Annotated in this window: 26 protein-coding genes; 9 read left to right on the forward strand and 17 right to left on the reverse strand. The window is 60.6% G+C overall.

The features are described from left to right. Positions 1 to 31: 31 nt before the first annotated feature. The gene (locus tag JJ889_RS02395; protein ID WP_291891197.1) at positions 32 to 769 is read right to left on the reverse strand and encodes a uroporphyrinogen-III synthase; all 738 of its coding nucleotides are present in this window, start codon (positions 767 to 769) and stop codon (positions 32 to 34) included. Continuing rightward, complete coding sequence (gene hemC, locus JJ889_RS02400; RefSeq protein WP_291891199.1) at positions 766 to 1,731, reverse strand: hydroxymethylbilane synthase; 966 nt, start codon at positions 1,729 to 1,731, stop codon at positions 766 to 768. The genes JJ889_RS02395 and hemC overlap by 4 nt, the downstream gene beginning before the upstream one ends. Positions 1,732 to 1,768: 37 nt before the next feature. On the opposite strand from hemC, the gene tsaD reads away from it, so the two are divergent. Genes tsaD through JJ889_RS02420 form a run of 4 tightly spaced genes read left to right on the forward strand, consistent with a single transcriptional unit; the run spans position 1,769 to position 4,525 of the window. Next, positions 1,769 to 2,899, forward strand: coding sequence for a tRNA (adenosine(37)-N6)-threonylcarbamoyltransferase complex transferase subunit TsaD (gene tsaD / locus JJ889_RS02405; protein WP_291891201.1), 1,131 nt, complete (start codon positions 1,769 to 1,771; stop codon positions 2,897 to 2,899). Next, positions 2,896 to 3,897, forward strand: a complete 1,002-nt coding sequence (locus tag JJ889_RS02410; RefSeq protein WP_291891203.1) for an NAD(P)H-dependent glycerol-3-phosphate dehydrogenase — start codon at positions 2,896 to 2,898, stop codon at positions 3,895 to 3,897. The genes tsaD and JJ889_RS02410 overlap by 4 nt, the downstream gene beginning before the upstream one ends. Beyond that, positions 3,897 to 4,193 carry a YciI family protein gene (locus tag JJ889_RS02415; protein WP_291891205.1) on the forward strand — a complete coding sequence of 99 codons (297 nt, stop codon included), beginning with the start codon at positions 3,897 to 3,899 and terminating at the stop codon, positions 4,191 to 4,193. The genes JJ889_RS02410 and JJ889_RS02415 overlap by 1 nt, the downstream gene beginning before the upstream one ends. Continuing rightward, on the forward strand, positions 4,190 to 4,525 hold the full coding sequence (locus tag JJ889_RS02420; protein ID WP_291891207.1) for a Rieske (2Fe-2S) protein: 336 nt from the start codon (positions 4,190 to 4,192) through the stop codon (positions 4,523 to 4,525). Before JJ889_RS02415 ends, JJ889_RS02420 begins: the two co-directional genes overlap by 4 nt. Before the next feature lies 1 nt (position 4,526). Here JJ889_RS02420 and JJ889_RS02425 read toward each other — a convergent pair whose 3' ends face one another. The 3 genes from JJ889_RS02425 to JJ889_RS02435 form a co-directional block, all read right to left on the reverse strand. After that, a complete protein-coding gene (locus tag JJ889_RS02425) occupies positions 4,527 to 5,012 on the reverse strand; it encodes a hypothetical protein (RefSeq protein WP_291891208.1) in 486 nt (161 codons plus the stop codon). Positions 5,013 to 5,092: 80 nt separating this feature from the next. After that, the gene (locus tag JJ889_RS02430; protein WP_291891210.1) at positions 5,093 to 6,232 is read right to left on the reverse strand and encodes a kelch repeat-containing protein; all 1,140 of its coding nucleotides are present in this window, start codon (positions 6,230 to 6,232) and stop codon (positions 5,093 to 5,095) included. A 5-nt stretch (positions 6,233 to 6,237) separates the two neighbouring features. Continuing rightward, positions 6,238 to 6,996 carry a creatininase family protein gene (locus JJ889_RS02435; protein WP_291891212.1) on the reverse strand — a complete coding sequence of 253 codons (759 nt, stop codon included), beginning with the start codon at positions 6,994 to 6,996 and terminating at the stop codon, positions 6,238 to 6,240. A gap of 323 nt (positions 6,997 to 7,319) precedes the next feature. On the opposite strand from JJ889_RS02435, the gene JJ889_RS02440 reads away from it, so the two are divergent. Continuing rightward, on the forward strand, positions 7,320 to 8,105 hold the full coding sequence (locus tag JJ889_RS02440; protein WP_291891214.1) for a hypothetical protein: 786 nt from the start codon (positions 7,320 to 7,322) through the stop codon (positions 8,103 to 8,105). A 62-nt stretch (positions 8,106 to 8,167) separates the two neighbouring features. On the opposite strand, the gene JJ889_RS02445 is transcribed toward JJ889_RS02440, so the two are convergent. The 4 genes from JJ889_RS02445 to rlmN all read right to left on the reverse strand — a co-directional run bounded on the left by JJ889_RS02445 (position 8,168) and on the right by rlmN (position 12,229). Beyond that, positions 8,168 to 9,625: a methyl-accepting chemotaxis protein gene (locus JJ889_RS02445; protein ID WP_291891216.1), complete on the reverse strand. Its 1,458-nt coding sequence runs from the start codon at positions 9,623 to 9,625 to the stop codon at positions 8,168 to 8,170. Then, complete coding sequence (locus tag JJ889_RS02450; protein ID WP_291891218.1) at positions 9,622 to 9,987, reverse strand: hypothetical protein; 366 nt, start codon at positions 9,985 to 9,987, stop codon at positions 9,622 to 9,624. The genes JJ889_RS02445 and JJ889_RS02450 overlap by 4 nt, the downstream gene beginning before the upstream one ends. 161 nt (positions 9,988 to 10,148) lie before the next feature. Then, the gene (locus tag JJ889_RS02455) at positions 10,149 to 10,994 is read right to left on the reverse strand and encodes a GNAT family N-acetyltransferase (protein WP_291891220.1); all 846 of its coding nucleotides are present in this window, start codon (positions 10,992 to 10,994) and stop codon (positions 10,149 to 10,151) included. A 50-nt stretch (positions 10,995 to 11,044) separates the two neighbouring features. Then, positions 11,045 to 12,229, reverse strand: coding sequence for a 23S rRNA (adenine(2503)-C(2))-methyltransferase RlmN (rlmN, locus tag JJ889_RS02460; protein WP_291891222.1), 1,185 nt, complete (start codon positions 12,227 to 12,229; stop codon positions 11,045 to 11,047). A 186-nt stretch (positions 12,230 to 12,415) separates the two neighbouring features. Between rlmN and JJ889_RS02465 the strand changes: the two genes are divergently transcribed. Next, complete coding sequence (locus JJ889_RS02465) at positions 12,416 to 13,039, forward strand: DUF4303 domain-containing protein (protein WP_291891224.1); 624 nt, start codon at positions 12,416 to 12,418, stop codon at positions 13,037 to 13,039. A gap of 30 nt (positions 13,040 to 13,069) precedes the next feature. Here the strand turns inward: JJ889_RS02465 and JJ889_RS02470 are convergent, their stop codons facing one another. The 3 genes from JJ889_RS02470 to JJ889_RS02480 all read right to left on the reverse strand — a co-directional run bounded on the left by JJ889_RS02470 (position 13,070) and on the right by JJ889_RS02480 (position 15,075). After that, positions 13,070 to 13,573 (reverse strand): hypothetical protein, encoded by a 504-nt coding sequence (locus tag JJ889_RS02470; RefSeq protein WP_291891226.1) that lies wholly within the window; start codon positions 13,571 to 13,573, stop codon positions 13,070 to 13,072. A gap of 107 nt (positions 13,574 to 13,680) precedes the next feature. Then, on the reverse strand, positions 13,681 to 14,202 hold the full coding sequence (locus JJ889_RS02475) for a TrmH family RNA methyltransferase (RefSeq protein WP_291891228.1): 522 nt from the start codon (positions 14,200 to 14,202) through the stop codon (positions 13,681 to 13,683). A gap of 9 nt (positions 14,203 to 14,211) precedes the next feature. After that, complete coding sequence (locus JJ889_RS02480) at positions 14,212 to 15,075, reverse strand: isoaspartyl peptidase/L-asparaginase family protein (protein ID WP_291891230.1); 864 nt, start codon at positions 15,073 to 15,075, stop codon at positions 14,212 to 14,214. A 383-nt stretch (positions 15,076 to 15,458) separates the two neighbouring features. Here JJ889_RS02480 and JJ889_RS02485 point away from each other — a divergent pair, with 383 nt between their 5' ends. Both JJ889_RS02485 and JJ889_RS02490 read left to right on the forward strand, forming a co-directional pair. After that, positions 15,459 to 16,241 (forward strand): SDR family NAD(P)-dependent oxidoreductase, encoded by a 783-nt coding sequence (locus tag JJ889_RS02485; protein ID WP_291891231.1) that lies wholly within the window; start codon positions 15,459 to 15,461, stop codon positions 16,239 to 16,241. Between the two features lie 230 nt (positions 16,242 to 16,471). After that, the gene (locus JJ889_RS02490; protein WP_291891233.1) at positions 16,472 to 18,589 is read left to right on the forward strand and encodes a TonB-dependent siderophore receptor; all 2,118 of its coding nucleotides are present in this window, start codon (positions 16,472 to 16,474) and stop codon (positions 18,587 to 18,589) included. Positions 18,590 to 18,677: 88 nt separating this feature from the next. Here the strand turns inward: JJ889_RS02490 and JJ889_RS02495 are convergent, their stop codons facing one another. The 5 genes from JJ889_RS02495 to dapF all read right to left on the reverse strand — a co-directional run bounded on the left by JJ889_RS02495 (position 18,678) and on the right by dapF (position 22,348). Beyond that, positions 18,678 to 19,199, reverse strand: a complete 522-nt coding sequence (locus JJ889_RS02495) for a hypothetical protein (RefSeq protein ID WP_291891236.1) — start codon at positions 19,197 to 19,199, stop codon at positions 18,678 to 18,680. Positions 19,200 to 19,305: 106 nt separating this feature from the next. Further along, positions 19,306 to 19,581 (reverse strand): Usg family protein, encoded by a 276-nt coding sequence (locus JJ889_RS02500; RefSeq protein WP_291891238.1) that lies wholly within the window; start codon positions 19,579 to 19,581, stop codon positions 19,306 to 19,308. A 74-nt stretch (positions 19,582 to 19,655) separates the two neighbouring features. Further along, the gene (locus JJ889_RS02505; RefSeq protein ID WP_291891240.1) at positions 19,656 to 20,945 is read right to left on the reverse strand and encodes a hypothetical protein; all 1,290 of its coding nucleotides are present in this window, start codon (positions 20,943 to 20,945) and stop codon (positions 19,656 to 19,658) included. A gap of 99 nt (positions 20,946 to 21,044) precedes the next feature. Next, a complete protein-coding gene (locus JJ889_RS02510) occupies positions 21,045 to 21,509 on the reverse strand; it encodes a YtoQ family protein (RefSeq protein ID WP_291891242.1) in 465 nt (154 codons plus the stop codon). Continuing rightward, positions 21,506 to 22,348: a diaminopimelate epimerase gene (dapF, locus tag JJ889_RS02515; protein ID WP_291891244.1), complete on the reverse strand. Its 843-nt coding sequence runs from the start codon at positions 22,346 to 22,348 to the stop codon at positions 21,506 to 21,508. Before dapF ends, JJ889_RS02510 begins: the two co-directional genes overlap by 4 nt. Positions 22,349 to 22,433: 85 nt before the next feature. Between dapF and JJ889_RS02520 the strand changes: the two genes are divergently transcribed. Further along, positions 22,434 to 24,623, forward strand: coding sequence for a prolyl oligopeptidase family serine peptidase (locus JJ889_RS02520; RefSeq protein ID WP_291891246.1), 2,190 nt, complete (start codon positions 22,434 to 22,436; stop codon positions 24,621 to 24,623). Positions 24,624 to 24,830: the final 207 nt, after the last annotated feature.

Genomic DNA, 24,830 nt, shown 5'->3' on the forward strand with positions numbered 1-24,830 from the left:
GGGCCGTGATTCGGGTTGAGACCCGAATACCCTAGGACGCGTTGCTCAGGGATGCCAGATCCATGGGTTGTCGCAGGGTCTCTAACAAGTCCTCTTCTGTGGGACTGGAAGCCGGGATGAGGTCGGCGAAACCGGCGTTTTCCAGCGGTTTCAGCGCATTTCGGGACATGCCATAGACGCTGACCGTGCCCAGCCAGTGGTGCAGGCCGAAGCGGCGGGCCAGGTCGAGGAAGGTCTTGGCGCCACGACCGGAATGTACCAGCACCTGGACAGGAGAGCCGGAGACGATGGCGGCGATCGCCTCTTCGCTCAGCGCATCGACGGGTACAGTGCCATAGCCGATGGACTCGCGAGCGGTGAAACCGGCCTCGCGCAGGTCACCGGCCAGATTGCCAGCGGCATGAATGCCGCGCACATGCAGGATGGAGCCCTTTTTCGGCTTGAGCTTGCGCTTGAGGAGCGCGCCCAGTTTCTTCACATCGCCATTGGCCGAATAGACCTTGGTAAAGCCGATATCCCGGGCGACACGGGCGGTGCTGTTGCCCACGCAAAAAACCGGTATGTCGCGCTCGGGGCGGCGTGGCCCCCAGGCGCGAACGCCATTGGCGCTGGTGAAAGCCAGGGCCTGCACGCCGCTCAGGTCGACATCAATCGTGGCGCGGAAATTCACGTCCAGCACAGGACAGATGATCGGATCGATGCCCATGGCTCGCAGTCCGGTCGCAGTCTGTTCCGCGCCCGGCCAGCCTCGGGTGACGATCACCGTCATGTGGCGAGGAACACCCTGGAAAGGTGCTCGCCTGCTGCTGATTTTACGATCGATCCCAATTCCCGACCAAGCTGATCGGCGTCTGACAAAGACAATCCCGACATGTCCACGGATCTCGACTCACGCCACTTCATCTGACCGTCAGGAGTCAAAACTTCCGCGGTGAAGTCCATTGATACCTTATTAACGTGGGCGGCAATCGGTGTGCGACAGGAGCCGTCCAGCTCTGCCAGGAAGCCGCGCTCGGCCGTGATGGCGAGTGCTGTGGGTGCGTGGTGCAGCGGTTCCAGCAAGGCGCGGGCATTGTCGTCACCGCTGCGGATGGTGACGCCGACAGCGCCCTGGGCTGCCGCCGGCAGCATTGTGGAAGGATCAATCGGAGAGGCGTTTTCTAACTGGTGACCCAGGCGGTTGAGGCCGGCCTTGGCCAGGAAGGTCGCGTGGACCTCGCCTGCGGCCAGTTTGGAAAGGCGTGTACCGACATTGCCGCGCAGGGGAATGACCTTGATGTCCGGGCGCAGGTTCAGCAATTGCGACTGGCGTCGCAGGCTGGCGGTGCCGAAGACACATCCTTCCGGCAGATCTTCCAGCCGGGTCTCGCCGCCCGAAGAAATCAGCACATCGCGTGGATCCTCGCGTTCCAGGATCGCTCCCAGTTCCAGACCCGCAGGCAGGGTCGTGGGCACGTCCTTCATCGAGTGAACGGCAAAGGCAGCGCGGCCCTCCAGCTGGGCTTCGTCGATTTCCTTGGTGAACAGTCCCTTGCCGCCGGCTTCAAGCAGGGTGCGATCTTGGATCTTGTCGCCAGTGGAAACGAGGCCGAGGATCGGGAAGGCCGCCTCCTTGTCGACCTCTGCGATCCCATGGGCTGCTGCCAGCAAGGCCTGGACTTCCAGGGCCTGAGCGAGGGCGAGCGGGGATTTGCGGGTTGCGATCGGCAGGGGGGAGGACAGTGCAGACACGTTGCAGCTTTCCGGTCAGGAGGTTATCGAACAGATTATGGACTTATCCCCCACTTCACCCGAAGCGCAAGCGCGCGCGCTCACCGTTCTCGGAATGGAATCCAGCTGTGACGAGACTGCAGCGGCTATCCTGCGTCGATCCGCCTCGGGCGAGACGGAGGTTCTGGCCGATCTCGTGCTCGGTCAGATGGCGGCGCATGCGCCCTATGGCGGCGTGGTTCCGGAGATTGCCGCGCGGGCCCATGCCGAGGCGATGGACGGTCTGGTTGCTGCCGCGCTGAAGGAAGCCGGTCTGACCCTGGACGAGATTGACGGCATTGCCGCGACAGCGGGGCCGGGACTGATCGGTGGTGTGATGGCGGCCTTGATGACAGCCAAGGGGTTGGCACTGGGATCCGGCAAGCCGTTAATCGCGGTCAATCATCTTGAAGGCCACGCGCTTTCGCCGCGTCTCTCGGAAGATGTGACGTTTCCCTACCTGCTCTTGCTGGTCTCTGGCGGACACACACAATTGCTGATCGCCGAGGGGATCGGGAAGTACAGCCGTCTCGGGTCCACGCTGGACGATGCGGCGGGTGAAGCCTTCGACAAGACAGCCAAGGTGATGGGGCTGGGTTTTCCCGGCGGACCCGCTCTGGAGCGTAGTGCCGCCACCGGTGATGCAACGCGTTTCGCGCTGCCCACGCCGCTAAAGGGCAAGCCGGGCTGTGACTTCTCCTTTGCCGGTTTGAAAACCGCCGCACGACAGATCTGGGACGGACTCGAAGCGCCGTCCGAGCAGGACAAGGCTGACCTTGCGGCCTGTGTGCAGCAGGCCATCGCAAGATCCCTGGCCAGCCGGTCCGCACGCGCCATGGCCATGTTCCGCGAGCGTTTTCAGGACGAGCAGGCTCCCGCTTTTATCGTTGCCGGCGGCGTGGCGGCCAACAAGACGGTGCGGTCAACGCTGGACCAGGCGGCTGCGGATCACGGCTTTGAACTCAAGGCGCCGCCGATGCGCTGGTGCACGGACAATGCAGCCATGATTGCCCTGGCCGGGCTGGAGCATCTCGCTGTCGGAGATGTGGATGAGCTGAACGCGCCCGCACGCGCACGCTGGCCATTGGACGAAAGCTCGGCCAAGCTGGCACCTGTGATCGGATCCGGACGAAAAGGACCCAAGGCATGAGCAATTATCAGTCTATCGGTGTGATCGGCGCCGGCGCCTGGGGCACGGCCCTGGCCCAGACCGCTGCTTCGGCCGGACGATCAGTGACCCTCTGGTCTTTCGAACAGGACGTTGCCGACGCGATCAACAACAAACACGAGAACACGATCTACCTGCCGGATGTGGCGCTGGAAAAATCCATCATGGCCACGACGGCGATGTCGGAGCTGGACGCCTGCGACGCCATCCTGGCCGTTGCCCCCGCACAGCATTTGCGCCGCGTTCTGGAGAGCTTCCTGCCCTATGCCCAGCCCGGCGTCCCGATCGCGCTCTGCGCCAAGGGTATCGAGCAATCCAGCCTGTCGATGATGACCGATGTGCTCTCCGAGACCATTCCGGGCGCAGTGCCGGCCGTACTGTCCGGTCCGAGTTTCGCCATCGACACGGCCAAGGGCCTGCCGACCGCGGTGACCCTGGCCTGCGCGGACGAGGCGATCGGTGCCGACCTGGTCGAGGCGCTGGGAACGACCCGTTTCCGTCCCTATCTGGCCAATGACCTTGTCGGCGCGGAGATTGGTGGCGCGGTCAAGAATGTGCTGGCGATTGCTTGCGGTATTTCCGAGGGACGTGGCCTGGGCAAGTCGGCTCACGCGGCCCTCATCTCTCGCGGGTTCGCCGAGATGACACGTCTCGCCCTGGCGCTCGGAGCGCAGCGCGAGACCCTGTCCGGCCTGTGTGGTCTGGGCGATCTGGTGCTGACCTGTTCCTCGCCGCAATCACGCAACATGTCTTGCGGACTGGCGCTGGGGCGCGGCGTGCATCTCGATGATATTCTCTCATCGCGCAAGGCTGTTACCGAAGGTGTGGCCAGTGCACCGGCCGTTGTGGCACTGGCAAAACGTCACGGTATCGAAATGCCGATCTGTGAAGCTGTCGACACCATTCTCAAGGGCGATGTCAGCGTCGAGGAGGCTATCGAGGCCCTGCTGGCCCGTCCCTTCACCCTGGAGACCGCCTGATGTTGTTCATTGTTCACACCCGTGACCGTGAAAATGCGCTGGATCTGCGCATGGCCAATCGTGAAGCCCATTTGCAATGGCTGCGTGATGCGGGTGAGAGCGTGAAAGCCGCAGGCCCCTGGCTGGATGGGTCGGACAAGCCTGCTGGGTCTTTGCTGATCGTGGAAATGGCGGATCGCGCCGAGCTGGATACCTGGCTGGCCAATGACCCCTATGCGCTTGCAGGCGTGTTCGAGAGCGTTGAGGCGGCACCCTTCCGCTGGGTGATCAATCCGCCGGAAGGCGTACCGCTGTGAGTTCGGCGCCGGCGCCGGGAACGGTTCTCGGACGTCTTGACGAGCTGGAAGACGGCAAGGGCCAGGTCATGCATGGCGGACCGGGCGGCACATTCGTTGTGCGCTCCGGGGAAGAAGCTTTCGCCTGGCGAAATCTCTGCCCGCATGCGGGCCTTCCGCTGGGCATGCCGAACGGGCGGGTTCTTGTTCACCAGGGACAGAATATCGTCTGCCCCGTGCATGGCGCGAGTTTCGATGTGAAGTCCGGAGCCTGCACAGGTGGTCCGGCCGCCGGCGATGAATTGACTGCTGTGCCCGTTGATGTCGTCAATGGCGAGATAGTCGTACGCTAGCCTAGTTGGCCGCAACGATGGCCTCGGCGATCGCATCCGCCTCGCTGGCAAGCGGCCCGGCGATGTCCGCGACATTGGTGACCGTGCAGAAGGATCCGTCACGCTCGCGGTCATAGATCACCGCGTCGGTGGTGATATCGAACACATTGCCCGCAGCCCGGAAAAAGCTGGCTGAAGCCGCTTCAGTACGGGCGACAAGGGCCTGGTCCATTTCCACCAGGTTGAAGGCGTAATTGGCCTGGCGACCATCCAGATTATAGGAAATGTGCACGATGGCGGCGGGGCCGCGCTCGAGCAGGGCCTGGCCATCCAGCAGCTGGGCGGCGCGATCCGTCTCGTGGAAACAGGCCGCCGTCGTCGCCGGAGCTTCCGCGGTGTAGGGACCGGACGCTGCAACATCCTCGACCTCGGTCGGACGCACAGAATCCTCTGCGCCCGAACACGCGGCGAGTGCAAGCACAACAGGACTGACGAGCCAGATTTTCATTTCGGTTCACTCCGAATTTTCAGCTTGCGGACCTATAGCGGCTCGCGATTTGCGCGTGAAATGAATGTTTTGTGTCGGGGTTAGTGGCACCCTGAGATGATAATCGTATCAAGATCGTCAAGGGTCGGCAGTTTCGTCACGCCATCCGTGACGACTTGACCTTGCATCATGCCACCGAGGATGAACGCATTTTGCGGGTCAAAGGCGATGATTCCCCGGATGTCCATGATCGCTGGGGCCGTCGGCATCGTTGTCCATCGAGGCGCGCGCCATACGACTGGGCTTGCGTTCGTCCACTCCCGACAAGAGCCCTCAAACGCGTTCCGGAATAGCCCGCCTTGCGCGTCTGCGCGTGGTTCACTTGGCGCCTGATTGTATCCGATGCCATTGAAGTTAAAGGCGTTGTCTGTCCCAGCCCAGAATGAAACGAAATGCGTTTCAAATGTTGTTGCTGCCCCTCGGTAAAACGAGCCGCCGGGCAGCTCACCGACATTGCCCCACTGAATGACCTCGGGGGCATCGACAATGACGCCGGCCCAGCAGTCTGAAATGGCCCGGAAAGACCGACGGGCGCCGTCGGATTCAGGTGGAAACACCGCGGTGCCGCCGCAAACCAGCATCTGCGCCTGAAATCGCGAATCCTGTCCGAGCAGAGCCCCCGCATGCCCGAACACTGGTGCGCCAGGAAAAGGTGTCGCTTCGAACCAGCGATCTTCCTCGACGTCATAGACCTGGACGAGGTCGACATTGTCCGTGTCGTGCCAGCCGCTGACGAGGTAGATGTAGCGATCCTGGTGCACCAGGGCGACAGTGTCATCGACCGGAACCGGGATGTCGGTGATATGGGTGTAGGTCTCGCTGGCCGGGTCGAAACGCCAGACCTCCGGCGTCGAGCGCTCGGAATGATCCTCGGCTACCGTGTAGCCGCCGAAAATATAGATCTGTCCGCGCACGGTCACCGCGACGGATGCGAGGCGGCCAATCCCGTCAGGAAGGCCGTCGATCTCGCGGCACGTCCGGACCGTGAGATTGCAGGCATAGGCATCCGCTGTAACATCGCGCCAGGTCTTGCCTTCGTGCAGGCCGGCAAAGGAATAGGCCATCAACTGACCGTCCAGTTCCACCCCCGCGACGGCGTTGTTGGTGACTGGCTCGGGCAGGCGCGCCCAGGCATCGTCCTGGACGGTCAGGGTGAGGGCAGTGAGGAGGTAGAGGATCACGCTTGCTACTCCGCGGCCGCTTCCAGCTTGGTCTCGAAGAAGATGGAGAGCTCGGCAATCAGCGCCTGTTTGGCGATCGAGACGATTTCCGCGCCCGCTTCCGGCGTTGCCTGAGACGGGTCAGAGGCGATGCGGCCGTCGGGGAAGGTTGCCCGGTAGTCGGCTGCGTCGGTGAAGCGGCCGTTCGGTGCGATTTTCGGGTCCATCTCTACCCGTTTGATGGCGTCGGGATAGGCGTATTGCGTCACCGAGACTTCCGAGGCGGTGGCGTGCGCCCCTTCGCCGACCGGGAAGAGCTTCTTGCAGGTCGCCATGACGCCCGGCAATTCCCACCAGTTCTGCTGCGCCAGCCGGACCGGGCAAGGGGCGTCATCGAGCGAATAGTTCGCGTAGTACTCGGCGAAGGCCGCATTGATCGTGGTGATGTTGCCACCATGCCCGTTGAAGAAATAGATGCGGTCAAAGCCGTGTCGGACCAGCGAGGCGATCCAGTCATTCATGGCCGCGATCATGGTCGAGGGTCGCAGCGTCATCGAACCCGGAAAGGCCAGGTGATGCTGGGCAATGCCGACATTGAAGGTCGGGCCGACGAGAAAGCCGGATTCCTGGCCGGCTTCATGAGCGATGATTTCGGGACAGATCGCATCCGTTCCCACCAGGCCATTGGGGCCGTGCTGTTCGAATGAGCCGATGGGGATGATGATGCCCTTGCAGCGTTCCAGATAGGCTTCAACTTCCGGCCAGGTGGATGTGTTTAGCAACATGCGGATCTCCTCGTCTGGCGAGGAGAATGACGCCTGTTCGCGGAAGTGCAAGCGGGAAGAAAGGAGGCCGGCGCTTAAGCGCGCCGGCACTCCGCACGGTAGTGATAAGCCGCTCCGAGCGCCAGAAGCGCCGAGAGCAGAAGTATGATTTGCATTGTACGGCCTCCCCGGCCCCCCGGTACGAATCAGTATCGGGTCGGGAAGAGAATCGCGCTCAAGTCCAAACCAAAGGTAAAATACCCGCGGGGGTGTCACGGGTTCGTGACTGGAAGCGTAAAGTATTTCTGTTGCAAGTATTCGACAGGGAGCAAATGGGGAAATCAATGAAGCCTGTTTATTGGTTGAGTGCGGCAACACTCATGCTGGCAGCCTGCAGTGGGGGAAGCGACCAGGCGGAGGACCAGCAGGTGGTCAGCGATGCGCCCCAGACGCGCTGGGACACGATCATGGAGGCGGTCGACGACGAGCAGAGGCCGGACGAGGACCGCGTGCTCGACGTTAATCGTCATCCGGCGGAGCTTCTGGATTTTGCAGGCGTGCAGCGGGGCTGGGGCGTCGCGGATATCGTCCCGGGTGGAGGCTATTATTCCCGCATCCTGTCGACGGCGGTCGGTGATATGGGGCGTGTTTACTCATTTAATCCCAGCTGGGTTGCCGAGCAATATGGTGACGCCAACGAAGCCATGAATGCCATGGCCCGCCGTCGCGCCAACCTCTCGCATCATGCTGATGATCTGGAGGATTTCGGCACCGGTTTTGACCGTCCACTCGACGCAGTTTTCATGGTGCTCTTCTATCATGACACTGGATATGACGGGACGGACCGCGCGGCGATGAACCAGGCGATTTTCAATGCGTTGGCACCGGGTGGAGTTTTTCTTGTTGTTGATCACCATGCGGTCGAGGGCAGCGGTCTTGATGCGGTCCAGACCCTGCACCGTATCGAATCTGCAGTCGTCATGCAGGAAGTAATGGCGGCCGGCTTCGAGTTTGTTTCCGAGAGCGACATGCTCGCCAACCCGGAAGATCCGCGCGACATTTCGGTCTTCGCGCCAAATATCCGGCGCAATACGGACAGGTTCGTCTATCTTTTCCGCAAGCCGGAATAGGGGCACGAAAAAGGGGCGGCCCGTCGAGCCGCCCCTTTTTTTGATTCTGGTGATGTCCAGGCCTAGGCGGCGTCAAGCGCAGCCTTGAAGGAGTCGAGTTCCTCATCGAGCTTGGAAGCGTTTTCGCTCAGAGCGGAGGACGCGCCCGCGAACTCTTCGGCAGCAGTACTGGCTCGGGATGCCGCCTCGTTTACCTCATCCATGTCGCGCGTGACATTCGCGGTGGCACTGGCAGCCTGTTCGGCAAGCTGGGCGATTTCACGGGTGGCATTGTCCTGTTGGGAGAAAGCATCACGTACGCTGCCGGATGCGGAGCGGATCTCGTCGATGATTTCGGAAATGCGGCCTAGCGCGCTGGCTGCACCACCGGACGCGCCACGCATGGCGTCGATCCGGCCGGCAATGTCGTTGGACGCGCGTGTGGTCTGTTCCGCCAGAGCCTTCACTTCCGAGGCTACAACGGCGAAGCCCTTGCCCGCTTCACCGGCGCGAGCCGCCTCGATAGTCGCGTTGAGTGCGAGCAGATTGGTCTGTTCAGCGACTCCGGCGACCATTTCCATGATCTCCTCGATCTCGCGTGCGGCAGACTGAAGCTCGTCGATGGAGCGACCGGCGCCTTCTGCCTCGGTGACCGCCCGCTCGGAGACTTCGTCCGAGTTTTCAAGGATGCGTGCCACCTCGGCGATGGAGGCGGAGAGTTCCTGTGCGGCAGCCGCTACGGACTGGACGTCGGAATTGGTGTTGGACGCTTGCGTGGATGCGCTTTCCGCGCCGGAACGTGTTGCGCGCGCGTCGCCATTGAGTTGGTCCGCGAGGCCGGCGACCTGGGAGGACGCACCGGAAACGGAGGTCACCACGACACGCAGGGCCTGCTCGAAATCACCAGCGATCTTGGCGATCGCGGCGCGGCGATTCTCGGCTTCAGCCTGAAGGCTGGTCTGAGCTTCGGTCGCGTCATCAGCTGCGGTCTGGGCTTCCGTCGCCTCACTCATGCTTTCATCAGCATCGGTGAGAGCCTTCGCGGTCTGATAGGTCATCCAGATCAGGGCGCCAGCCTGGCCGACGACAACCACGGCGTGGAAGACAACTCGGCCGAAATCTGCCCCGTCCGGGAAAACCGCCCAGGGAAGGGCAAAGTTCAAGGAGAGGTGGTGGACGGCCGTAACCGCAGATGCTGCGACGATGGCGCGCCAGTCAATCATGATGGCCGTCGCCGAGAGACAAGCGAAAAAGACCATGTGCATGTCAAGCTGCCAGGTGGCACCGCTCATCATGTAAACGAGCACGGCCGGGAAGGCCATGATCGCGGCCGCAGTTGTCGCGCGTGATGCGACTGTGTTTGAAGCGGTGCGCCAGCTCAGGAAGGATATCGCTGCCACTAGGCCAAGGAGGAACGTCCCGGGAATGACGCGGCTCGGCGCCACGAAGAAGGCAATAAGTGGGTAGGCGACAGCCACACCGATCGAGATGAAGGTCAGTGCCTTTTGCGCTTGGGCACGCAGGGTATCGAGACGGGTCATGATGCGGTTCCAGTGAGCTGGGACGGTGGAAGTGCCGAGGCTTCGGCACCGATCAGGCAGCCGCCGAGGACTTGCGGGTCGAGCAGGAGCAAGGCTCCGGCAGCGCGTAGGCTCTCAAGGTCTGCCTGGGAGGAAAATTCGACAATGCCGACATTGGGCAGGGCGCCGAAGCGCACGAGATTTTGTCCGGCCTGTGCTGAGGCGAGGAGAACATCCCGCTCGGACCAGCCGGGTGGGAAAATGGCAGCCACCTGGTCGCCTCGCAGCGGTTCGGCGAGGCCCAGCAGCGGCGTGCACACAACCGCCAAGCCGATCAGTATTAGCGGTGCAAAAGCAGAGATGTTGCCGGTGTTGGTGGTCAAATCGAATCTCGTTTTCAGGTGGCACGATTTGAACGAAACAAGGTTAACCAAGCCTTGCTGGGCTGGAAAGTTCGGTTGTTTGACTTGCGCGGTTGGCGGCCTGTCTAGAGCAGATTCGACGAAATAATGTCGCGAATTCGATGTGAGGATGGTCTGCCGGTCTACGCAGCCAGGTCTTGTGAAAGCATGCCGTAAATCAGTGTGTCGCGAACACCGATATGGGTTTTCCAGGCCCCCCGAAGACGGCCTTCATACTTGAAACCCAGACGCTCTACCAGCTTGATCGAGCCCGCATTGTCCGGGTCGATATCGGCGTAGAGTCGGCGGATTTTTCGCGTGGAAAAGGCGTGGCGCACCAGTGCTTTGCCAGCTTCCAGGGCATAACCCTTGCCCTGCGCCTGCGGACAGAGAATGTAACCGATCTCGGCCTGGCCGGACTTGCGGTCCATGAGGATGATCCAGCCCAGGGCCTTTGCCGTGTCGGCCTGTTCGGTGATGGCAAAACACTCGATATTCGCGCCGTGCACATTCCAGGTGATGTAGTCGCGCGCCTCGCCCAGCGTGGTGATCGGTGCGCTGGACCAGAAGCGCATATTGCCTTCGTCCGTCAGCGCGGGCAGCAGTGCTTCGGCGTCATGGATCGACATGGGCCGCAGAACCAGGCGGGCCGTCGTCAGGATTACCGGGTCGGTTTTTGGCGTGCGGTCCTGCAGGAGGTCATTGGTCAGCTCCAGCCGGGTTTCCTCGAAGCGCTCCTCGATGCAGTCCTGCATGCGCTGGAAACACTCTCGTGAGAACCAGTCCGTCTCGTTGAAACAGATCTGCCGCGCCTGTTCCGACGGCCAGCAGGCATAGGACCAGTAGGTCCCGTCGTCGGCCTGGTGCAGGATCGCGCCATGCGATCCACATAGCTGATGGATCTGGCGCGTGCCCTCTTCCCAGGCGAGGCGGAAGTCCGCGTCACGGCCGGGCTTGAGTTTCCAGTGATAGAGAACGGCAGAGGTCATGGTGAAGGGTTAGCGTGAGCCGCCGATCCCGTCCATGACCCGCAGGGCGATCAGCCCTGGTCTTCGCCCGCGAGGCGCTGCTTGCGCAGCTCGCTGGCGCGGACTTTCTGGCTTTCCGAGCGCAATTGTCCGCAAGCGGCGAGGATGTCGCGGCCGCGCGGGGTGCGGATAGGGCTGGCATAACCGGCGCGATTTACGACGTCGGCAAAGGCCTCGATCTGGTCCCAGTCAGAACATTCATACGGGCTGTCCGGCCACGGGTTGAACGGGATCAGGTTGATCTTGGCGGGCACGCCCTTGAGCAGTTTCACCAGCTCGCGCGCCTCGGCCAGACTGTCATTCACACCCTTGAGCATGACGTATTCAAAGGTCACGCGCTTGGAGTTGTTGAGGCCCGGATACTGGCAGATGGCGTCCATCAGTTCAGCCAGCGGGTATTTCTTGTTCAGCGGGACCAGCTCGTCGCGCAGATCATCATTGGTCGCGTGCAGCGAGATCGCCAGCATGGTGCCGGTGCGCTCGCCCAGTTCCTTGATCTTGGGCACAACGCCGGACGTCGACACGGTCGTGCGGCGGCGGCCAATGCCCATGCCCTCGCCATCGGAAATGATGTCGATGGAATCCGAGACATTGTCGAGGTTGTAGAGCGGCTCACCCATGCCCATGAAGACGATATTGGTGATCTTGCGGTTCTCGTTCGAGGTCGGCCATTCCTGAAGGTCATCGCGCGCGATCATCACCTGGGCGGCGATTTCGGCGGCGGTCAGATTGCGCACCAGCGCCTGGGTGCCGGTGTGGCAGAAGGTGCAGTTGAGCGTACAGCCGACCTGGCTGGACACGCACAGCGCGCCGGACTTGGCGACGTCGGGAATGAAGACCGTCTCGCATTCCACGCCCGGAGACAGTTCGATCAGGTATTTGCGTGTGCCGTCGACAGAGACCTGGCGCTCGGTGAGCCTGGGCCGGGTCAGCGTGAACTCGGCCGCCATTTTGGCGCGCAGATCCTTGGAGATATTCGTCATATCGTCGAAGGACTGGACGCCGTAATGATAGATCCAGCGCCAAAGCTGCTCCGCGCGCATCTTGGCCTTTTTCTCGTCCACACCGATCTGGATTGCCGCCTCGCGCAATTGCGCGCGCGTCATGCCGGCCAGCGAGGTGGGCAGCGCGGTCTCACCCTCATTGAGGCGAGGGGCGTTCGGGTTGGCGGCGGAAATGTTCAGCGCGTGGTTCATCGAGTGTCGTCTTCGGTTCTGCAGCAGGCCGGGGCGTCTATCACAGAATACGCCGGATTCCTAATCCTGGCGCGACGATCGATAATTTATTGGGTGTCGGCGCCGGGGTAGCACCACCCAAGCTTGCTTGAGGGCGCGCGGTTGGCATAGTGCGATACGAGATTGCTAATTCAGCGAGGAAATCGCGTGTTCAAGTTCAATTCGATTCCAATTGACAATCGAGACCGCCGTTTTCCTGAACCGGCATTTGGCGGCGTCGTTGAAGCGGTCTGCTCGGATGTTGGGGCGGTGTTCACTCGCGCTATTCGCGAGCGGTCTGGGGAGCAATTCTACGCTTTTGCTTTGATGGCCAGCGAGGATCTGGATCATATGGGAGCGGCCGCGATGACCGAGGAGCAATTTGCTTCCCTTTGGGAGCGGCGAGGGAACTTCATGCGCGCCTTCGGCGGGCGAGCGTACTATCGATGGTCGTGCGTGGAGTGGGAGGATGGAGAAAACCTCGACCGGCCGGGAGAACTTCGGACTAGTTTAGCAGCTATCGAAGAAATGATGCGGGAGATGACATCAGAAAGTGAGCTTGATGAACACGGGAACTCGTTTGGATGGAGTGAATATCGAGACGCGTTCTTCGCGTCGATGATCGCTTCGTTGAAAAAGATGGATGCTGCACGCGTGTTTGCAGATGCAGGAGACCGTGATCGGTTTGTGTTTTTCGCGACCATCACAGATTCAGAGTTCACATCCGCGTTGGAAAAGAAGTCTGTACAGGTTTTGAACCCGCCGGCGGCTCGGAAGTTATGGCAAAGGTGAGGTTTCAGAACACTCGTTTGGGGATGATATCTAGCACAGCGCATCCACGCGCTGCAGGGCTGCCGTCACACCGCGCAGGGAAAACTCATAGGCCGCGGAGACGCCATCGCTCGTGGTGGCCTGGACACGCATGACCGAGCCGCGCCGCATGGAGCGGATGACACGGGGTTCGTCGTCGAGCTGGTCGAGGAAGCCTTCCTGGCCGTCGGTGAACATGGAATAGCGGCTGGAGCCGATGCGCACTTCCGGCGGGCTGGTGGGGCGCAGATCATAGCCGACCAGGATATTCGGCTGTTCTGTCACCGCGCCGTTCTGCCAGCTGGAGACGATGAAATAGACCGCGCCGTGTTCGTGATTGCGTGGCGCGCTGTCGGTCGGACGACTGAGTGCGTAGCAGACCAGGCCCTGATCGGTCTGGCGTGTGAAAACGCGCCAGTCGGTATATTCGCCGCGAAATTGCGGATCGGCCTGGGCCAGGGCGGCCGGGGCAAAACTGGTCAGGGAAAGAAGGGCGGCAGCAAGCAGACGGCGCATGGACAGCGACACTCCGGTTAAACGCAACAGACACGAAACAAGCGCATCGAAATGGCCGTTTCAAGGCAGGGTTAACCGGAATTTACCGTCAGGAGATTGCCGGGAAGTTATCGGTGTGAACCGAATTTCTTCCAGCTGTCCGGTGATTTCAGTTCCGGACCGCCGGGCATCAGCGGGCGTTCCGGATATCCGCCCATCGAAACCGTGCGATCATACAGCGTCACGGCGCAGGCCACCGAGACATTGACGCAGAACTTGGTCGGGATTTTCACGATGTGGGCACAGCGTTCCTGCATCTCTGCGGTCAGGGATCCCCGCTCGCGTCCGAAAACATAGGCCGCGCATTTGGGATGGCGGAAGCTGGGGAGTTCAACGGCATCATCGGTCAATTCAATGCCGACCAGTTGGCAATTGGACGGCAACAGCATGTCATCCAGCCCGTCCCAGCCGTAATAGGGCAGGTGGTCCATGGATTTGGATGTGTCCGCATCATTGATCTCGCGCACCCGGTGGTGGGCATTGACCGAAAAGGCGAAGCTGGCGCCAAAAGCATGGGCGGTGCGCAGGATGGCCCCGAGATTCATCGGTTTGGAAATGCCTTCCGCGCCTACGGCAAAATATCCGCGCATGGAGAAACCCTAGTCGACCGCGACACGAATTTCGCCGGCGGTGTTGACGACCGCGCGTTTCATGCCGGGAGAATTGAAAATATCGACGACCGTGCCGTCACGTCCCACGGCGATGATACCGCCTTCTCCGCCCAGCTTGCCAACAGCATCTACAGTGGCGCGGGTGGCGTCGGTGACACTGGCGCCGCCGAACTCGATACGGGCGGCCAGGTCCTTGGCGGCTGCCAGTCGCATGAAAAACTCACCCTGGCCGGTACAGGAAATGGCGACCTGGTCATCCGCCCAGGTGCCCGACCCGATGATCGGACAATCGCCGACCCTGCCTTCAAGCTTGTTGAGTGTTCCGCCCGTCGAGGTGGCCGCGGCAAGGCGTCCCTGGCTGTCCAGGGCAACAGCACCGACCGTGCCGGTGGGAAACTCACGATCGTCCGGCTCGGCCGCGGGGACATAATAATCATTCACGCTCTCGACGCGTTCGAACGCGCCCAGGCTGGCGAAGTTTACCGCCCCATTGCCGGCGACCATGACATGCGGTGTCTTTTCCATGACGGCCCGGGCCACCCGGATCGGGCTGACAAAGCCGGTCAGCGTGGCGACGGAACCGGCCGCGCGGCTTTCGCCATCCATGATGGCAGCATCCAGCTCATAGCTGCCCGCCGCGTTCGGGGAAGAGCCCTTGCCCGCCACGTAAAGTCCGGAGGCTTCCAGATCCTCGACCATGGCAGTCACGACATCGATTGCCCGGCCGCCGGAATGCAGCATGCTGCGACCGCGCTGCGCCAGGGCAGAAAGATGGGCACGCACATCCTTGTAATCATGATCGCCGAGAACGCCGGCGCCGCCATGAATGGCCAGGGCTGTGGGAGAGGTCATGGTCAGGGCTCCTCAAACCGCGAGTGATTTGGCGCCTCTAACATTACGCGCGGGGAAAGCGAACCAAATTTTGCCTGCGACACTTCTCCCCTGCGCCCGCGTGTCGCATATACCCGCTATGAAATTGTGGTTAAATGGTCAGGTCGAAACGCTTTGAGGGCGGTCTTTCCTATCCCGGTGCCTTCCTCAAGCGTAGAGATGCACAGACCTGACTTGGTTTTGCTCACGCTCACGAGCAATACCGGCCATCCGGACAGGCAGTCTTCCCAGTCTGTCTGTCCTCTTCCCGACACGCGCGACCTGGACGCAGGTCGCGCGTTTTCTTTTCGCCGGCGACGCGTTATGTCCCTTGGATAAATTCAACGTCGAGGGGATGAATTCCGATGAAACTTGACTCTTCCATCGCCGCCATCGTGACCGGCGGTGCTTCCGGTTTGGGCGAAGGTACGGCACGCCGCCTGGCGGCCGAGGGCGCGAAAGTCGCTATTTTTGACATGAACGTCGAGCGCGGCGAACAGGTCGCCAGCGAAATCGGTGGTGTGTTCTGTCACGTCAATGTCGCCGACGAGGACAGCGTCAATGCCGGTTTTGAAAAGGCCCGCGCCGCTCACGGCCAGGAACGTGTTTTGGTGAATTGTGCCGGCATTGGTGCAGCGGAAAAGACCGCGCGCCGTTCCGGTTCCACCGGCGAGGTATCGGCACACGATATGGGCCGCTTCACCCGCGTCATCTCGATCAATCTCATCGGTTCCTTCATGTGTGCAGCCAAGGCGGCTGAAGGCATGATGGGCCTGGACCCGCTGGACGGCTCCGGCCGCGGCGTCATCATCCACACCGCATCGGTGGCGGCACAGGACGGCCAGATCGGCCAGGTCGCCTATTCTGCTTCGAAGGGCGGTATCTATGGCATGACCCTGCCGATGGCCCGCGATCTCGCCAAGGAAGGTATTCGTGTGAACACGATCCTGCCGGGCTTCTTTGAAACACCGATCTATCAGCAGATGCCGCCGGAAGTGAAAGTGAACCTCGCTGCGCACCTGCAATTCCCGCAGCGTTTCGGCACGCCGGAAGAATATGCGGACCTGGTGAACTTCATGGTCTCCAGCGACTACATCAATGCCGAGTGTGTCCGTCTGGACGCCGGCGCCCGCATGCCTCCGAAATAGGGCGGAGGCAAATCCGTTATGCAAAAACGGCGGCCCCGTGGGTCGCCGTTTTTCTTTTGCTTATTTTTTCAATGACTTCGGGGGTTTTGGGCCTGTTGCCAAATTGCCGCTGTTTCCGCGCAAACCGTTCTAGTGGGCTAGACTGCGAATTTGTCGCAGGTAAGATGCATTTGAAAATCATTCCTAAGAGCGTATACCGGCGCCGAAACATATTGAGTGGGATCTCATCAATGAAACTTCGTGTAACCAACCTTCTCGCGGTCAGCGCCATCGCTCTCGCCGCGGCCGCTCCGGCTTCGTTCGCTCAGCAGGACGGTGAAATTTCTGACCAGATCGTTGTGACGGGGACGTATCTCTACAACGACCAGGTCAATGCCCTGCGTACGCCAACACCGATCATCGACGTTCCGCAGAGCTTGACGATCGTCACGTCCGACCAATTCCATCGGCAAGGCTTCGACAGCATCGGCGACATTATCAACTACATCCCGGGTGTCTCTAACTCCCAAGGCGAAGGTCACCGAGATTCCGTTGTCTTCCGCGGTGTTCGCTCTACGGCTGACTTCTTCATTGATGGTGTGCGTGATGACGTCCAGTACTATCGCCCGCTCTATAACATCGAGCAGGTCGAGATCCTGCGTGGACCGAACGCGCTTCTGTTCGGACGCGGTGGCACAGGCGGTATCCTGAATCGTGTCACAAAAAAGGGCATCATCGGCGAGCAGTTCACTGGCTATCGTGCCTCGATTGATACGTTTGGCGCATTCGGTGTCGAACTGGACACGAACATCTCCTCGACTGACACGTCTGCATTCCGTCTCAATGCGATGTATGAGAGCCTCGACAATCACCGCGACTTTTACGACGGCACCCAGATCGGCCTCAATCCGACTGCTCATTTCGAGCTGAGCGATGCGACGTCTCTGGATCTGTCCTATGAGTATGTCGACCATGAACGTTTCATTGATCGCGGCATCCCGACTGGCACCAATGGCGAGCCTGTCGAGGCATTCCAGGACATCGTGTTTGGTGATCCGGAACTCAACACGACGGAGCTCCAGGCGCACATTTTCCGCGCGACGCTTCAGCACCGAATCTCCGACACGCTCAAGGGCCGCGTGAGTGCATTCTACGGCGATTATGACAAGATGTACCAGAACCTCTATGCGTCAGGTTATGACCAGGCCGGTTCTCCGAATGTTGTCACTCTGGATGGCTATCTCGACACGACACAGCGTCAGAATCTGATCCTGTCGGGTGACCTGATCGGTGAATTCCAGATGGGTGGCCTGCGCCACACTGTAGTTGCCGGCGCTGAGTTCATTGACACTGTCAACAACAACGATCGCTACAACACCTTCTTCAACCAAACTTCAGACGACAATGAGAGCTTCATCATTGAGCGTCCGTTGAACATCCGCGGTGGCGTTGGCGTCAATGCAAGCGGCGATCCGACCAGCAATGATTTCACCGTTTCGATCAATGACGACACCGAAGCAGACGTATCCGTATTCTCGGTCTATCTTCAAGATGAGATCGAGATCTCCGAGAAACTAGACATCATTATCGGTGCTCGTTTCGACAGCTTCGACATCGACGTCTACAACGTCGTTGCAGACGAAAGCCGTTCGCGTACCGACGAGGAAATCTCTCCGCGTTTCGGCGTCGTCTATAAGCCGATGGAAAACGTCTCTCTGTACGGCAGCTATTCCGAGAGTTTCCTGCCCCGTAGTGGCGAGCAGTTCGCCAATATCAACGGCAGCAATAACGCTCTCGACCCGAACACATACACGAACGTGGAAGCAGGCGTTAAATGGGATTTCTCCTCAAATCTCAGCTTCACTGCTGCGGTGTTTGAGATCGAGCAGAGTTCTCCGCAGGTTGCCGACAATGATCCGTCCACGCTTGACGTGATAGACTCCGAGACGACGGGCTTTGAAGCTCAGTTGCAGGGTCAGCTTACCGACCAGTGGTTCGTGTCCGCTGGCTACAGCCGACTAAATGGTGAAATCATCAATCGCAATGGAGCAACGGGCCTGCGTCCGCGGGAGTTGCCCGAAAACATGTTCTCGATCTGGTCCGGCTTTCAGCTCAACGACCAGTTCGGCTTTGGCGCTGGATTGACCTATCAGGATGAGAGTTTCATCAACAATTCGAACTCGGCGGTTCTGCCGGCATTTACACGTGTAGACGCCGCTGTTTTCTACGACGTGTCGGATAATTTCCGCGTGCAGTTGAATGTCGAGAACTTGACAGATGAGCTCTATTTCCCGACCTCGCACAGCACGCACCAGGCAACTGTTGGGGCTCCGCTGAACGCACGCCTCACGATTAGCGGTCAGTTCTGATTTTGGAAGTTGGTTCGTTACGAGCTGAAAAATGAGGAAGCCGGGGCGGCGCGCCCCGGCTTTTTCGATTCAGGAACGGGCTTGAAGACTATTCGACTTCCGGCCTGACAATGTCATCGCCCAGATTGGCCATGACATCGCGGGCATCGAAGGCGCGCGGATGGTCGGGTTTGTCGCCGTGGCCGAGAACGATTTCTGCACTGGCCTCGTATCGAGTGCTTTCACGCGGCGGGATGTCATCCCAGAAGGGGTCATACATGCCTCGCCAGCCCCATCGGGGGTGGAAATAGGCATAATGAACGCCGAATGCGTCGTAGCGGCGACGTCGATCTCGGTAGCGAGTCTCGGAATCAACCGCTCGCTCGACCAATTGAAAATAATCATAGCCGTTCTCAACCGTGAGCTCCGCGCTGCGATAGAGCAGATATAGTTCAACCGTGTCGCGGTCCGTCAGGGCATTGCCGCCAAAGGAGACGCGGAACCGGTTCTGTTCGATGCGGGTTTCTTCGAACCCCCAGCGTTCGCCCGTCGCGGACTGATAGGGCGTTGGAACTGCCGCACAGGCGCCAAGAGTAGCCGCTGCTGCCAGCGTCAGGAGAAAGCGTTTCATTGGAAACTCCACCAGTCTTCGTCCTCGCAAATCAAAGTATGACCCGAGTTGCGCGCGAGGAAAGGAGAAATTCCAAAAAAAGAGTGCTTCCCATCGCCGCGAGGGCCTAGTTTAACCGAAGCTCGATGTCCGCGCTGGACCATTCCGCCGGGCCAATCAGGCCGCGATGAGCGATGCGTACCGTATGGATCACCGCGTGGATCTCCTGTCGCCAGAAATTCAGGAAGCGCAATAGTCGCGGGTAGCGTGGCGCCATGTCATTGGTCTGCCACAGAAAGCTCTGGAGCAGGCTGGGATGGTCCGGCAGGTAATACAGGATCTCCGCCGTCGTGAGCCGTTTTCCGTTCAGCTGGGACGTAAAGTCCCGATCAATCTCCATCATCTTGGCCTCCTTTCGCTAAGCGTGGAGCTCTTCAAGATTATGAGAAATTGCTGAACGGAATCTGACCGGTGCGTTTACCGCAAATCCATTTCCAGGATTGTGGTTGTGGGGCGTTCTTGATCCGGATCGCTGCCGTCCTCCGGGAATAGCGGCCAGGCACCATTGGCTACCAACCAGGCCCGGCCGTCGGCCAGATCGACCAGCGTCGGCTCGGTGCCCGGGCTCATGTCCGGGTGTCCGCGCAGCAGAACCTCGACATTCTCGACAGCCGTGCCCTCGTCATTCAGGTCGATCGCCATCATCTGGTGCGGACGGGCACCGTTGCGTACGGCGACCAGACGCCCGTCGCGTGTGTTGAGCAGGCCGTCGATACCAATCAGCGAGACATCATTCGGACGAACCAGCGTCACGGACTGGTCTCCCAGATCAACGCGCCAGATGCCCATGGAATAGTCCGCCACATAGAGTGCGCCACGGGCCAGCGCGACACCCTGCAGGTTCACAAAACGCGGATCCTCGGCCAGGACTTCCAGCTGCCCGGACACGCTGTCGAGGACATAGACGCGCGGGGCACGGCTGTCAGAGACATATACGATCCCGTCGCGAACGACGAAGTCGGCCATCTGCTGGGCGCCTTCGATTTCATAACGGCGATAAAGATCGCCGGTCATCAGGTCGAAGGCGAACAGCGCGGTGCCTTCTTCCTCGCCCTCTTCCATCGGGGTTTGCGGAACCACACCGGATGCGGCCCACACGAGGCGGGTACGGTCATCCACAGCAACGCCAAACACGGACCAAAGCCCGTCATCACGGTCAGCGAAGACGATCGGTTCATCGCGGGCGAACGGTTCCAGCAGGATGATCTGACGCTGGGCCACGGAGGACAGGAAAAGACGGTCCGTCTCGATGTCCATGGCCACGCCCTCAATCAGCGCATCCGGCAAGTCGACCACGGCAAAACGCTCGGCCTGGCCAGTCGCGGCGGCATTGGCTTCCAGCGAAGCGATGATCGCATCATACCTTGCTGTGTCGGTCTCGCGCAGCATGGCCTCAGCTCGGGAGGGGTCATAGGTCAGACCGGCGGCAACCATCGCATCGAGTGCTTCGAAGGCGTCATTCGCGTTACCCCCCCGGTTTGCGACCGCAAAAAGTCCTCCCAGGGCTGCTGGATGAGCCGGTTTCAGCGCCAGCACCGCTTCCAGCGCGCGCTTTGCGGCTTCCAGATCTCCTTGTCCGAAATAGGATTGCGCCAGGCCGAACAGTTCGGTTGAGACTGTTTGTGGTGTTGGTGCTTCCGTTTCCTGCGCCATGGCCGGTGCCGAAAGACCCAATGAAACCGCAAGGGCAAGAATTTGATTTCGCACAGCTATTACTCCCCGAAAGCGCAACCCCGATTGCGCTTGACGGGGGCAGCTTACCAAATGAGACGCCCTGATCCAAAGCTCCGCATCATGACGATGTTGTCATCGTGTCAGCGTGCCGTCGATGACATAGGCGAGGACGTCTGCGACCTGTTCAGGCTTTGTGCAGGTGGCCAGCGCTGCAGCGTCCACCTCCTTCATCGGATGGGTCAGGCTGTCATCGCGCAGGGTAATGAGGGGCGTGCCGATCGCGGCGGTGTAACCCGCATCGAAAGCGGCATTCCACTGGCGATATTTCTCGCCGAAGCGCACGACGACTACGTCCGCCCGATCCAGCAGGGTGCGGGTCCGGATGGCGTTCAGCTTGGCGCCCTTGTGGTCGCGCCAGAAGGGCTTGTCTTCCTCGCCCATGATCACGGCGCCGCAATCATCACTGTCCTCGTGCACCGTGACCGGGCCGACAAAGTCGACCGGCAGGTTCATGGTCTTGACGGCGTCGACAATGCGCTCGCGCCAGTCGGTATGGATCTCGCCCGACAGATAGACTGTCCAGATTGCTTCACTCATCCTGTGTCTCCCCCGGAGTTTGTTATCGTCAGGTGGATTTCGCCCTCGTCCTCGACCGGGCCGGTCATGATCACGTGGTTGTCGCTTTCACGCCATTCAATGATCAGCTCCCCGCCGTCCGCCATGATAGAGGCCTTGCGTTCAGCGAGGCCGCGGCGGTGTGCAGCGACCAGGGTCGCGCATGCGGCGGTGCCACACGCCGCGGTTATGCCTACACCGCGTTCCCATACTCGAAGCCGGATATGGGCCCGATCATAGATCTGGGCGAAACTGGCATTGACCTTTTCCGGGAAGATCGGATCCAGCTCGACTTCCGGACCCAGCCGGTCGACCGGGAACGTCTCGACATCGCGAATGAAGAAGACAGCGTGCGGATTGCCCATATTCACGGCGCCCGGTCGTTCTATGGCGATACCGTCCGCCTCGAAGCTGACACCCATCTCCACGGTGTCCAACTCCCGGGCAAGCGGGATGTTCTGCCAGCCGAGTCGTGGCTGGCCCATGTCGACGCTGACCTGCATCTCGCCGGCATTGCGGGCAAATAGCAACCCGCCTGCCGTCGCGATTGCGACCGTATCGGCCCCGCTTTCCTGCAACAGAACCCAGCCTGCGGCGCGGGTCCCATTGCCACAGGCGCCGACCTGGTCTCCATCCGCGTTCCAGATGCGCATGAAGGCATCGCCGGTATCGCTGTCCTCCAGCGCCAGCAACTGGTCGAACGCGTGCTGCTGTGCCCATCGGCGCACAGTTTCCGGGCCGATCTCCAGGAAACCGGCCTGGCCCCGGGCATCGATCAGGATGAAGCGGTTGCCCGCGCCGTTCATTTTTCTCGCAATCATGTGCTTCGCATACCGCCGAGGCCGCTTTACGTCCAGCACCGGTCTGGTCTTAACTGCGTCGGGAACTTTTCTAGGGGAGCTCGAGATGTCGAGACGTATCGCGACTTGGTCAGCGGCGATCAGCGCGCTGACGATTGCAGCCTGCAGCCCGTCACAGCCAGGAGACCAGGAAACAGTGGCCAGCGACACTGAAACCGAAAACACCGGGCGCCAGATCGTCCAGATCGATCCCAGCAATGACCCGCGGGTCTGGCTGGAAGAGGTCGAGGGCGAGGATGCCATGGTCTGGGTCGAAGGCCAGAATGAACGCACTTATGAACGCCTCCAGGGTGATGCGCTCTACCAGGAGCTCTTCGATGAGGCGCTCTCGATCTATGAGAGCAATGACCGTATTCCTTACGGCTCTTTTTATGCCGGTTATGTCTGGAATTTCTGGCAGGACGCCGAGAATACGCATGGCCTCTGGCGTCGTACCTCGCTGGAAAGCTATCTCTCTGACAGCCCGGACTGGGATGTAATCCTGGACCTGGATGCCCTGTCCGAAGCGGAAGGCCGTAACTGGGTCTGGCGGGGATCCAACTGCCTGACTCCGGATTATGACCGCTGTATCCTGACGCTGTCGGACGGTGGTTCCGATGCCGCGGTTCGCCGCGAATTCCTGATCTCCGAACGCGCCTTTGTCGAGGACGGTTTCATTACGCCGGAATCCAAGGGCGGTATCGACTGGATCGACGAGAACACGGTGATGATCGGTCTTGCCATCGGTGAGGAAGACAGCACGGATTCCGGTTATGCCAGTGTCGCCTATCGCTGGGAACGGGGCACGCCGTATGAAAGCGCCACCGAGATCATTCGCGGCGATCGCACGGACGTCGCCATGTGGGGCTTCCGCATGGAAGACAGCGACGGCACCGCCTACATGATGATGAGCCAGGCCGTCACCTTCTATGACACGGTGTACTGGCATCTGCCCGATGGCGGCGAGCCGATGCAGATGCCTCTGCCGGCCAAGTCGTCCCTGCGGGCCCTTTACCAGGACCAGCTGGTCTTCACGGTCGAGGAAGACTGGACCCCGGTCGAGGGTGGCACGACTTACGCCCAGGGCTCGGTTCTGTCCTTCTCCATGTCGGAATTTGCGGCCAATGGTGAACTGCCCCAGATCTTCACCGTCTACATGCCGCGAGAGCGCCAGTCGGTGGGCTCGATCCAGTCGACCCGCTCTGCCCTGCTCATGGCGATCGACGAGAATGTCGTCGGCGGTATCGAGGCGTTCAGCTTTGCGGGTGACGAATGGACCTCCGAATCCGTTCCGGTCCCGGAAAACCTGACCTTGTCAATCAGCTCTGCGGACAGCGGCGAGGATATCTTCTTCTTCAATGCCGAGGGCTTCCTGACGCCGGACACGCTCTACATGGGCAATGTCGCCGACATGACCGTTAACCCGATCAAGTCGATCCCGGAGCGTTTCAATGCCGAGGGCCTGATCGTGGAGCAGCTGGAGTCCACGTCTGCGGACGGCACGCGCATCCCGTACTTCGTGGTCCGCCACGAAGATACGGTGATGGATGGGTCCACGCCGACACTGCTCTATGCCTATGGCGGTTTCGAGGTTTCCATCCGTCCAAGCTATTCCGGTTCGCGTGGCCGTCTGTGGCTGGAGCGCGGCGGCGCCTATGTGGTGGCCAATATCCGCGGCGGTGGCGAGTTTGGCCCGTCCTGGCACCAGGCTGGTCTGAAAATGGATCGCCAGCGCATTTATGACGACCTTATCTCGGTCGCCGAGGACATGCATACGCGTGGCCTCACCAGCCCGCGCCGCACGGCCGTCTATGGCGGATCCAATGGCGGCCTGCTGACCGGTGTCATGTATACCCAGCGTCCGGACCTGTGGAATGCCGTGGTCTCGGCGGTTCCGCTGCTGGACATGCTGCGTTTCCACACCCTGCTGGCCGGGGCGTCCTGGATGGGCGAATACGGCAACCCGGAAGATCCGGATGAGGGCAGTTTCCTGCGCTCGATCTCGCCCTACCACAATGTGGATGCGAACGGCGATTATCCGGAAATCTACATCTACACCTCAACCAAGGATGACCGCGTCCATCCGGGCCATGCCCGCAAGATGGCGCACCTCCTGGAAGAGCTTGGCCATGAGTATCTCTATTACGAGAACACCGAGGGCGGTCATGCTGCCGCAGCGGACCTCTCCGAGTATGCCCGCCGCGACGCCATGCTCTACACCTTCCTGATGCAGAACCTCATGGGTGATGACGAATAGGAGCGTTGACGCTCCAAAGGAAAACCCCCGGCAGCGATGTCGGGGGGTTTTTTATGTGGAGCTCGTTGATCTCACGGCAGTTCGCTGCGCTCACGCCTCCGATGGGGCGGCGCATTGGCGCCGACGCGCGGTCGCGCTTGCGAAGCCTGCGGCTTCGAGTGGTGCCCATTGGTTCAAAACCAGTTTGTGGTAATGAGATCAGTCCGG

This window comes from Maricaulis sp., assembly GCF_017643475.1.
Taxonomy (GTDB): Bacteria; Pseudomonadota; Alphaproteobacteria; order Caulobacterales; family Maricaulaceae; genus Maricaulis.

Bases quoted from the DNA above. Each gene is read 5' to 3' on its own strand.
- JJ889_RS02395 (WP_291891197.1), bottom strand. From the start codon at position 769: ATGACGGTGATCGTCACCCGAGGCTGGCCGGGCGCGGAACAGACTGCG.
- tsaD (WP_291891201.1), top strand. From the start codon at position 1,769: ATGGACTTATCCCCCACTTCACCCGAAGCGCAAGCGCGCGCGCTCACC.
- JJ889_RS02410 (WP_291891203.1), top strand. From the start codon at position 2,896: ATGAGCAATTATCAGTCTATCGGTGTGATCGGCGCCGGCGCCTGGGGC.
- JJ889_RS02415 (WP_291891205.1), top strand. From the start codon at position 3,897: ATGTTGTTCATTGTTCACACCCGTGACCGTGAAAATGCGCTGGATCTG.
- JJ889_RS02425 (WP_291891208.1), bottom strand. From the start codon at position 5,012: ATGAAAATCTGGCTCGTCAGTCCTGTTGTGCTTGCACTCGCCGCGTGT.
- JJ889_RS02435 (WP_291891212.1), bottom strand. From the start codon at position 6,996: ATGTTGCTAAACACATCCACCTGGCCGGAAGTTGAAGCCTATCTGGAA.
- JJ889_RS02440 (WP_291891214.1), top strand. From the start codon at position 7,320: ATGAAGCCTGTTTATTGGTTGAGTGCGGCAACACTCATGCTGGCAGCC.
- JJ889_RS02445 (WP_291891216.1), bottom strand. From the start codon at position 9,625: ATGACCCGTCTCGATACCCTGCGTGCCCAAGCGCAAAAGGCACTGACC.
- JJ889_RS02455 (WP_291891220.1), bottom strand. From the start codon at position 10,994: ATGACCTCTGCCGTTCTCTATCACTGGAAACTCAAGCCCGGCCGTGAC.
- rlmN (WP_291891222.1), bottom strand. From the start codon at position 12,229: ATGAACCACGCGCTGAACATTTCCGCCGCCAACCCGAACGCCCCTCGC.
- JJ889_RS02470 (WP_291891226.1), bottom strand. From the start codon at position 13,573: ATGCGCCGTCTGCTTGCTGCCGCCCTTCTTTCCCTGACCAGTTTTGCC.
- JJ889_RS02475 (WP_291891228.1), bottom strand. From the start codon at position 14,202: ATGCGCGGATATTTTGCCGTAGGCGCGGAAGGCATTTCCAAACCGATG.
- JJ889_RS02480 (WP_291891230.1), bottom strand. From the start codon at position 15,075: ATGACCTCTCCCACAGCCCTGGCCATTCATGGCGGCGCCGGCGTTCTC.
- JJ889_RS02485 (WP_291891231.1), top strand. From the start codon at position 15,459: ATGAAACTTGACTCTTCCATCGCCGCCATCGTGACCGGCGGTGCTTCC.
- JJ889_RS02490 (WP_291891233.1), top strand. From the start codon at position 16,472: ATGAAACTTCGTGTAACCAACCTTCTCGCGGTCAGCGCCATCGCTCTC.
- JJ889_RS02495 (WP_291891236.1), bottom strand. From the start codon at position 19,199: ATGAAACGCTTTCTCCTGACGCTGGCAGCAGCGGCTACTCTTGGCGCC.
- JJ889_RS02500 (WP_291891238.1), bottom strand. From the start codon at position 19,581: ATGATGGAGATTGATCGGGACTTTACGTCCCAGCTGAACGGAAAACGG.
- JJ889_RS02510 (WP_291891242.1), bottom strand. From the start codon at position 21,509: ATGAGTGAAGCAATCTGGACAGTCTATCTGTCGGGCGAGATCCATACC.
- dapF (WP_291891244.1), bottom strand. From the start codon at position 22,348: ATGATTGCGAGAAAAATGAACGGCGCGGGCAACCGCTTCATCCTGATC.
- JJ889_RS02520 (WP_291891246.1), top strand. From the start codon at position 22,434: ATGTCGAGACGTATCGCGACTTGGTCAGCGGCGATCAGCGCGCTGACG.